This window comes from Lihuaxuella thermophila (genome assembly GCF_900110165.1).
In the GTDB taxonomy this organism is placed as follows: domain Bacteria; phylum Bacillota; class Bacilli; order Thermoactinomycetales; family Thermoactinomycetaceae; genus Lihuaxuella; species Lihuaxuella thermophila.
Window position 1 is genome coordinate 257,063 of record NZ_FOCQ01000005.1, and the last position, 8,433, is coordinate 265,495.

An 8,433-nucleotide genomic window follows, 5' to 3' on the forward strand; every position below is an offset into this window, starting at 1 on the left:
TTTATTTCCGCCTCTTGGACATTTTGACCGTTTCAGGAATATATATGGAAGTAAAATATTTCCTTGATGATCAATCGGAGGGAATCTGCCTTGAAGATTTCGGAATTGCAAGCGAAAGATGTGGTGAATATATCCGACGGCCGGAAATTGGGGCAAATCTATGATTTGGAATTGGATTTGCGGCAAGGAATCATTCGGGCGATCGTCGTGCCGGGAGAGACGAAATGGTTTGGTTGGTTTGCCGGGGGGCAGGAATGGGTAATTCCCTGGAAACAAATCGTTAAGATCGGGTCGGATGTGATTCTGGTCCGACTGGATCACAGGGTGTCGGATCTTTATCATGAAAATAAACGGATGTTAAACCTTCCCGTTGATGAGAACAATTTGTAGCTCTTTGTCAATGTTCAAAGATATGGTAATATGAAACGAGGAGGGGAACGAATCGATGGAACCTTTCAAGTACCGGGACGCTGAAATTCCCTATTTTTCCCTGGTGGCTTGGGAAAAGGAATTTCCTCATTTGATTGTGGGTTTCAGTGCCAGAAAACTTGGTGAAGATATAGATTGTCGCAATTATGCACTCCATGTGGGAAACCATCCTGAGCAAGTGATCATGAACCGTGAACAGTTGGCGGAGCAATTGGGGATGCCGTTTTCCGCGTGGACCTGCGGAGAACAAGTTCACGGTGTTCATATCAAACATGTGACAACCCAAGATCGCGGAAAAGGGCGAGCTTCGCGTGAGTCCGCTTTTCCTGAAACGGATGGCATGATTACAGGAGAAACGGACATCCTGCTCGCTTCTTATTATGCGGATTGTGTGCCGTTATATTTTTACAGCCCCGATATTGACTATGTGGGAGTGGCCCATGCCGGTTGGAAGGGAACCGTAAACGGAATGGCTGAAAACATGGTCCGGCATCTGGTGAGCCTCGGGGCCAACCGCGACAACATCCGCGCCGCGATTGGCCCGTCGATTGGCGCATGCTGTTATGAAGTGGATGAGCGGGTGATGGAACCGCTCCGCAAAGCGCTTCCCGATGCCGCAGCCCTGGAAAAAGTCGCGATCAGTCATGTTCCGGCGAAGTGGCAGCTGGATCTAAAGAAAGCCAACGAAGAAATATTGAAACAGGCAGGGGTTTTACCCGAGCATATTTTACGCAGTCAATGGTGTACAAGCTGTGATGCGGATTATTTTTATTCCCATCGCCGTGACGGCGGAAAAACAGGACGTATGGTAGCTTGGATTGCAAAAGTGGAAAGGGGATCCGGATGGAGGAACTGAAAAACCGGTGGAAACAGATTCAAGAGCGGATCGAGAAAGCATGTCACCGAGTCGGTCGGGATCCTAACGGGGTTCATGTGGTGGCGGTAACGAAATATGTAGACATGGAAGCAACTTCCCGTATTCTGGATCTGGGTCTGGAACATATCGGTGAAAGCCGGGTCCAGGACGCCCTGCCCAAGTGGAAGGAACTCGGCAACCGGGGAACCTGGCATTTTATCGGGCACCTGCAACGCAATAAAGTAAAAGACGTGGTGGGACGCTTTACATATCTGCATTCGCTGGACCGTTTTTCTTTGGCGCAGGAAATCGAACGCAGAATCAAACAACAACAATCAGGTCCCCTTCGTGCATTTATTCAGGTAAATGTTGCGGGGGAAGATACGAAATTTGGAATTTCTCCTCAGGAATTAGAAGAATTTGCCTTGGAAGTGGCGAATTTATCTTCTATCGAGATTGTCGGCCTGATGACAATGGCCCCGATCGCTGAAGATCCGGAAGAAGTACGTCCGGTTTTTCGCGAGTTAAAGCATTTGCAGGAAAAAATCCAACGGCTGAACCATCCCCGCCTGCAAGTTCCTCATCTATCGATGGGTATGTCTCAAGATTTTGAAATAGCCATCGAAGAAGGAGCTACCTGGATCCGTCTGGGGTCTGTGTTAGTAGGAGAAGGGAAACGGGGAGGATGAGGTAAGGAGGCGATTCCAAATGACTTTGATGGACCGGATCATGGGTTTTTTCGGTGTGACCGAAGAAGAGGAATATGAAGAAGGATTGGAACAGGATTCTTCTGTTCCGGCGAAAGGAAAAAGCAACATCGTGTCCTTGCATACGCAAAAAAATATTCGCCTGGTTCTGTTTGAGCCGAGAACATTTGAGGAAACGCAGGAAATCGCTGATAACTTGAAAAGTCATCGCCCGGTGGTCGTCAATTTGCAGCGCGTCCGCAGAGATGTGGGAATGAAGATCGTTGACTTTTTAAGCGGTACGGTATACGCTCTTGGAGGAAACATCCAGAAGTTGGGCCCGCAAATTTTTATCTGTACACCTGCCAACGTGGATATTCAAGGAACGATTACGGAGATTTTGCAAGACGATTGAGACTGATGAGCCAAGGATTGAGGTGACCATTTTTTCATGAACACAGTTATCACCGTCATTGATTGGGCATTCAACATTTACTATATCATGATCTTTATCTACATCCTGCTCTCATGGTTGCCGAATGTCCAAGCATCGCCGGTGGGCGTTTTGCTGGGCCGGCTGGTTGAACCATATCTGTCCGTGTTCCGGCGGTTTATCCCCCCCATCGGCGTGCTGGATCTATCCCCGATTGCGGCGCTGTTTGCCCTGCATTTTGTGAAAGTAGGAGTTGTTACCGTCATCTTTTGGATCGTGGGAGCGGTGACATGAGTCTGCTCAGCCCGGAGATATTTGCCCATTTCAGACCGGAGGAGAGGCCGTTTATCGAGCGGTCACTGGATCTGATCAGCCGTGCTCTGGACAAGTACCAACCGGTAACAACCCCGTTTTTGGATCCCCGGGAGCAATATATCTTATCCACCTTGGCACGAAGAGAGCCCGAACTCGTCTTGTTTCAAGACGGGGGTTTTCCGTCTGCGGAAAGGAAACGAGCCGTGGTGGGACCTTCTTATGTCACGGCGGACCCCGAACTGTTTCGCCTTTCTTTTTTGCGCCTGGAGACAGTCACCGGAAACCGGTTGGAACATCCGGATGTCCTGGGCGCCGTTCTCGGTTTGGGCATCAAAAGGGAGCGGGTGGGGGACATCATTCCGCACTCATCGGGGGCGGATGTGGTCATCGCCCGTGAAATGTGCGAATTTGTTCGCATACAGCTTGGACAAGTCGGGCGTCACCATGTTACTATAAATGAGATATCCCGCGATGATCTCGTACTGCCGGAACAAAAGTTTTCTCTGCGTACGGTTACGGTTGCTTCTCTGCGCGTGGATGCGCTGGTCTCCGAAGCCTGTCGGATTTCCAGAGCAAAGGCGGCCGCTCTGATTAAGAACGGAAAATGCAAAGTAAACTGGAAAATCGTTGATCAACCGGATTATTCCCTGGAAGCAGGAGATATGATTTCGCTGAGAGGATATGGGCGTGTTCGCATAGAAAGTATTGAAGGGCTGACCAAGAAAGGTAGAAATTTGGTTCAAATAGCATCCTTCATCTAAACGATTCCACCATTTTACGGATGATAGTTCTAGAATTCCGGAAGGATATTTGTTAATATTGTCGAATAGGAGAGAAGCAATTTTTCCAGGAGGTGCGGATCATGCCGCTAACACCTTACGATATACACAACAAAGAGTTTAAAAGATCGTTCCGTGGTTATGATGTAGATGAAGTGAATGATTTTCTCGACCAGATTATCAAGGATTTCGAGCTGTTGACCCGTGAAAAGCTGGAATTGGAACAACAGGTGGAAGACTTGCAAGCCGAATTGGAACGCCTGATGGAAGGGGACTCGATGTTCCAGACAAGTCCGCAACCGGCCGTACAGCCGCAAAGCACTCCCCAGCACCAATTGCAGCCACGCTATCAGCAAGAGCCGATGCATGCCCTGCAACCTTCGGCAGCCGCTCTGTCTTCGATGGAGCAAAGCATCCACAAGTCGATTCGTGTGGCACAGGAAGTGGCGGAAGAAGTACGCTTAAACGCAAAGAAAGAAGCGGAACTAATCGTACAAGAAGCAGAGAAGAACGCGGACCGCATTATCAACGAAGCACTGCAAAAAGCGCGCGCCGTTCACAGCGAGCTGCTTGATCTCAAACAAAAAGCAACGGTTTATCGCGCCCGTTTCCGTACCCTTGTGCAATCCCATTTGGATATCCTGGAAAACTCCGATTGGGAATCGCTTGAGGAGCTGGAAACCAATCTGGAAGAGACCGGAAAGAAATTGGAGCAATACGCTGAGCGCAACCAGTCACCTGAGGTGCTGATGGAACAACAAACCCAAGAGTTCCATAATTCCGAGTTCCGCAATCAAGAATATCCAAATATGGAAGATACGAATGTAATGGATGAAGTAGCCGCTTCCTATCTCGAAGAAGAGGATGAACCGCGCCGCGAATTGCGCAGAACTTCCCGCAAACTGAAGAAAAAAGCCATGTTTTAAATACATCGATGAACACTGGATCCATGAACCCTGTATAATAGAAGCAACCGAATAGGGCTAAAGGTAAGGAAAGGGAAGAGTAGATAGATGGACTCGAGTTTCAGCGAATTAGGGATGGTGTAAGCCTAATCCGAGCTTCTATCGAAAATCACCCTGGAACCGTCACCTGAAACATGAGTAAGGTCGACCGCGTCATCCACGTTACGGATGGTAAAGTGGATTCGATATAAGGCTTGGGCGCCTGTTCAAGCACAATCGAAACCATTAGGGTGGTACCGCGGGAAACCTTCTCGTCCCTAGAGGATGTAGAAGGTTTTTTTTATTTGGAGGCAAAGGAGTGAAAAAAATGGCAGATTACAGCAAAACATTAAATCTACCCAAAACTGATTTTCCCATGAGAGGCAATCTGCCGGTCAAAGAGCCGGAAATGCAAAAATGGTGGGACGAAATCGATATCTACGGACAAGTGCAGGAAAAGAGAAAAGGACGGCCGAAATTTATTCTGCATGACGGACCTCCCTATGCGAACGGGGATATTCATATCGGCCATGCTTTGAATAAAACCTTGAAGGATTTTATCGTTCGTTATAAATCCCTGAAAGGATTTGACGCCCCGTATGTACCGGGTTGGGACACACATGGTCTGCCGATTGAGCATGCCATTGTAACCAAGAAAAAAGTGGACCGAAAAAGCGTTGATCCCGTTCAATTCCGTGAGATGTGCAAGGAGTATGCCCTCTCCTTTGTGGAGCAACATCGCGGGCAGTTTAAGAGATTGGGCGTGCGCGGGGATTGGAACCGTCCCTATATCACCCTGGAACCCAGGTATGAAGCAGCGCAAATCCGCGTCTTCGGCGAAATGGTGAAAAAGGGGCACATCTATCGGGGCATGAAGTCCGTCTACTGGTCCCCCTCTTCAGAAACGGCTCTGGCAGAAGCGGAAATCGAATACCATGATAAGCGTTCTCCATCCATTTATGTTACTTTCCCGGTCAAAGAGGGGAAGGGGATTCTGCCGGAAGAGAACGGCTATGTGGTCATCTGGACGACCACGCCGTGGACCATTCCTGCAAACCTGGCGATCGCTCTGAATGAACAATTTGATTACAGCCTGGTCCAGGCGGGTGACCGGAAGCTGCTGATGGCGACGGAGCTGGTGGATGAGGTAATGAAAACCGCTGAAATCAGCGAATACTCCACAGTGGCTACGTTTAAGGGCAAAGAATTGGAAGGCGTGATCTGTCAGCATCCATTCTACGACCGTGAGAGCCCCATCATTTTTGGGGATCATGTCACTTTGGATGCCGGAACCGGGTGTGTACATACGGCTCCCGGTCACGGTGAAGAGGACTTTGTGCTGGGTCAAAAATACAAGCTGGGCGTTCTCTGCCCCGTAGACGGAAAAGGTAGGTTTACTGCCGAAGCTCCCGGGTTTGAAGGCCTCTTTTACGAAGACGGCAACAAAAAAGTGACCGAAAAGCTGGAAGAAGTCGGCTGCCTGTTGAAGCTGACGTTTATCACACACCAATATCCGCATGATTGGCGGACGAAAAAGCCGGTGATCTTCCGGGCGACGGAGCAATGGTTTGCCTCGGTTGACGGTTTCCGTCAAGAGATGCTTCAGGAGATCAAGAATGTAAAATGGACCCCATCCTGGGGAGAAGTGCGGATGCACAACATGATTGCAGACCGGGGCGACTGGTGCATTTCCCGGCAACGTGTTTGGGGTGTTCCGCTCCCGATTTTCTACTGTGAAGAATGCGGCACACCGCATATCACGGAAGAGACGATCGAACACATCGCCAGCTTGTTTGCCGAAGAAGGCTCATCGGCGTGGTATGCCAAAGATGTGAATGAATTGATGCCGGAAGGTCAGCGTTGTTCCAAATGTAACAGCGAACGTTTCCGGAAAGAAACGGATACCATGGACGTGTGGTTTGATTCGGGAAGCAGCCATGCCGCCGTTCTGGAACAAAGGGAAGAGTTGAGGTGGCCGGCCGACTTATACCTGGAAGGATCTGACCAATACCGCGGCTGGTTTAACTCATCATTATCCACGGCTGTTGCCACCAGGGGCCGGGCGCCCTACAAGGGAGTGCTGAGCCACGGCTTCATCCTGGACGGGGAAGGCCGCAAAATGTCCAAATCGCTCGGAAACGTTGTTGAACCGGCCAAGGTGGTCAAGCAGTACGGAGCGGATATCCTGCGCCTGTGGGTGGCATCAGTGGACTATCAGGCGGATGTACGAGTTTCTGATGCCATTTTGAAGCAGATCGCCGAGGTATACCGCAAACTGCGCAACACATTCCGTTTCCTGCTCGGGAACTTAAACGGCTTTGATCCGGACCAAGACCGGGTAAATGTAAACGAAATGACCGAGCTGGATCGTTATGCCTTGAGCAAGCTGCAACGATTGATTGAGCGTGTCACAAAGGCATATGACCATTATGAGTTCCATCAAGTCTATTATCAGGTCCACCATTTCTGTACCGTTTTTCTGAGCCAGTTTTATCTGGATGTGCTGAAGGATCGCCTTTATGTGTTGCCGGCTTCTTCGCCGATCCGCCGTTCGGCACAGACCGTTCTGTATGAAATGCTGGTCAGCCTGGTACAAATCGTCAGCCCGCTGATTCCCCATACGGCGGATGAAGTGTGGAAGCATACCCCTGGCGTCCGGGAAGTCAGCGTTCAACTGACGTTATTCCCAGAGGTAAATCCGCAATACGTTGATGAGTCATTGGAATCCAAATGGGACCAATTGCTCGAGATTCGTGACGAAGTGCTCAAGGCGCTGGAAGAAGCACGTGCGGCCAAATTGATCGGCAACTCGTTGGGCGCATCCGTTGAACTGACTCCAAACTCCAAGGTTTATGAACTGCTGAGCAAAGAGGACGAGTTGGATCAATTGTTCATCGTATCGCAGGTCCATGTACACCAGCCGTCTGCCGATGTTCCGGCGGACAAAAAGGTGCTTGTCAAAGTAAACGCGGCGGAAGGGGAGAAATGTGAACGCTGTTGGGTATTCTCCCCGACGGTGGGCAAACATGAAGATCATCCGACTCTGTGCGACCGTTGTGCTTCGATCGTACGGGAGCATTATCCGGAAGCGGGGGCGGAGGTTGTATAAGATCCAGCATATAAAAGGCCTGGTTTTTTGAAAAACCATACGATCATTGAAGGGTGTCCTGAACGTACATTACGTAGAGAGGGACATCCCTTTTCTTTTCTTCAAGGGTATCAGCGAATTTGAAGGATCGGGAGAAAATAGAAAAGGAGCTTAACTTAAATGAACATCCGTAAAACAACTCGTATACTTTTACTCAATGAATTCAACCATCTTTTATTATTTAAAATGATAGATCAAACCTGTGTTAGTACAGAAAATCCCAATGGAAAAGCGGTTTGGTTTACAGTGGGAGGTGGAGTTGAGAAAGGTGAAACTTATATCTTTGCGAGCGAGAAAACCCCTGGCTTCAGCTATGGGGATGAGAGCGAGCGTCAGGCGAGGGAGGGATGGATTTCCCCTCTCCCAAGCCTGACCATCTTTTGCTCTCTTTTTTTGTTCTTTTAATTAGATATCTTGAACATATCTAATATTCGTTGTAAAATTGGCAAATAGGTGATGAATTTGAGAACGGTTCAAAGTAATCGAAATGTCGTGTACGATTGCAAGTATCATATTGTTTTTTGTCCCAAGTATCGACGGAAAGTGCTGGTTCCACCAGTAAGTGATCGGCTGAAAGAGCTGTTCATGGAAAAAGCAAGGGAGCTGGAAGTTACGATTTCAAGTATGGAGATCATGCCTGATCATGTGCATTTGCTCATCCAATGTGACCCGCAGTTTGGGATCCACAGGGCAGTTAAACATCTCAAAGGGTTCACATCGCGAGTATTGAGGCAAGAGTTTCCACATTTGAAATCACGAATCCCATCCCTTTGGACCAACTCCTATTTTGTTGCGACCGTTGGAACGGTCACGCTGGAAGTTGTTAATCAGTACATGGAGACT

10 protein-coding genes and 1 other annotated feature are annotated in these 8,433 nt (G+C 48.9%); all 10 genes read left to right on the top strand.

Features of this window, described 5'->3' with window-relative positions:
* Positions 1 to 66 precede the first annotated feature (66 nt).
* Positions 67 to 390 carry a YlmC/YmxH family sporulation protein gene (locus tag BMW55_RS07710; protein WP_089967025.1) on the top strand — a complete coding sequence of 108 codons (324 nt, stop codon included), beginning with the start codon at positions 67 to 69 and terminating at the stop codon, positions 388 to 390.
* Between the two features lie 55 nt (positions 391 to 445).
* Positions 446 to 1,285, top strand: a complete 840-nt coding sequence (gene pgeF / locus BMW55_RS07715; protein WP_089966957.1) for a peptidoglycan editing factor PgeF — start codon at positions 446 to 448, stop codon at positions 1,283 to 1,285.
* Positions 1,273 to 1,974, top strand: coding sequence for a YggS family pyridoxal phosphate-dependent enzyme (locus BMW55_RS07720; RefSeq protein ID WP_089966959.1), 702 nt, complete (start codon positions 1,273 to 1,275; stop codon positions 1,972 to 1,974). The genes pgeF and BMW55_RS07720 overlap by 13 nt, the downstream gene beginning before the upstream one ends.
* 19 nt (positions 1,975 to 1,993) lie before the next feature.
* Positions 1,994 to 2,386, top strand: a complete 393-nt coding sequence (locus tag BMW55_RS07725; protein ID WP_089966961.1) for a cell division protein SepF — start codon at positions 1,994 to 1,996, stop codon at positions 2,384 to 2,386.
* A gap of 36 nt (positions 2,387 to 2,422) precedes the next feature.
* Complete coding sequence (locus tag BMW55_RS07730; protein WP_089966964.1) at positions 2,423 to 2,698, top strand: YggT family protein; 276 nt, start codon at positions 2,423 to 2,425, stop codon at positions 2,696 to 2,698.
* The gene (locus tag BMW55_RS07735; protein ID WP_089966966.1) at positions 2,695 to 3,480 is read left to right on the top strand and encodes a YlmH family RNA-binding protein; all 786 of its coding nucleotides are present in this window, start codon (positions 2,695 to 2,697) and stop codon (positions 3,478 to 3,480) included. The genes BMW55_RS07730 and BMW55_RS07735 overlap by 4 nt, the downstream gene beginning before the upstream one ends.
* A 101-nt stretch (positions 3,481 to 3,581) precedes the next feature.
* Positions 3,582 to 4,424, top strand: a complete 843-nt coding sequence (locus BMW55_RS07740; protein ID WP_089966968.1) for a DivIVA domain-containing protein — start codon at positions 3,582 to 3,584, stop codon at positions 4,422 to 4,424.
* A 57-nt stretch (positions 4,425 to 4,481) separates the two neighbouring features.
* Positions 4,482 to 4,725 (top strand) — a binding site (T-box leader).
* Between the two features lie 45 nt (positions 4,726 to 4,770).
* The gene (gene ileS, locus BMW55_RS07745) at positions 4,771 to 7,551 is read left to right on the top strand and encodes an isoleucine--tRNA ligase (RefSeq protein ID WP_089967027.1); all 2,781 of its coding nucleotides are present in this window, start codon (positions 4,771 to 4,773) and stop codon (positions 7,549 to 7,551) included.
* 159 nt (positions 7,552 to 7,710) lie between these two features.
* On the top strand, positions 7,711 to 7,995 hold the full coding sequence (locus BMW55_RS07750; protein WP_089966970.1) for an NUDIX hydrolase: 285 nt from the start codon (positions 7,711 to 7,713) through the stop codon (positions 7,993 to 7,995).
* Positions 7,996 to 8,046: 51 nt separating this feature from the next.
* Positions 8,047 to 8,433 (top strand): IS200/IS605 family transposase (gene tnpA / locus BMW55_RS07755; protein WP_089967028.1); only part of this gene is annotated, 387 nt, incomplete at its 3' end.

Coding starts and splice junctions, on each gene's coding strand:
- BMW55_RS07725 (WP_089966961.1), top strand. CDS start 1,994: ATGACTTTGATGGACCGGATCATGGGTTTTTTCGGTGTGACCGAAGAA.
- BMW55_RS07720 (WP_089966959.1), top strand. CDS start 1,273: ATGGAGGAACTGAAAAACCGGTGGAAACAGATTCAAGAGCGGATCGAG.
- BMW55_RS07710 (WP_089967025.1), top strand. CDS start 67: ATGATCAATCGGAGGGAATCTGCCTTGAAGATTTCGGAATTGCAAGCG.
- ileS (WP_089967027.1), top strand. CDS start 4,771: ATGGCAGATTACAGCAAAACATTAAATCTACCCAAAACTGATTTTCCC.
- BMW55_RS07735 (WP_089966966.1), top strand. CDS start 2,695: ATGAGTCTGCTCAGCCCGGAGATATTTGCCCATTTCAGACCGGAGGAG.
- pgeF (WP_089966957.1), top strand. CDS start 446: ATGGAACCTTTCAAGTACCGGGACGCTGAAATTCCCTATTTTTCCCTG.
- BMW55_RS07730 (WP_089966964.1), top strand. CDS start 2,423: ATGAACACAGTTATCACCGTCATTGATTGGGCATTCAACATTTACTAT.
- BMW55_RS07740 (WP_089966968.1), top strand. CDS start 3,582: ATGCCGCTAACACCTTACGATATACACAACAAAGAGTTTAAAAGATCG.
- BMW55_RS07750 (WP_089966970.1), top strand. CDS start 7,711: ATGAACATCCGTAAAACAACTCGTATACTTTTACTCAATGAATTCAAC.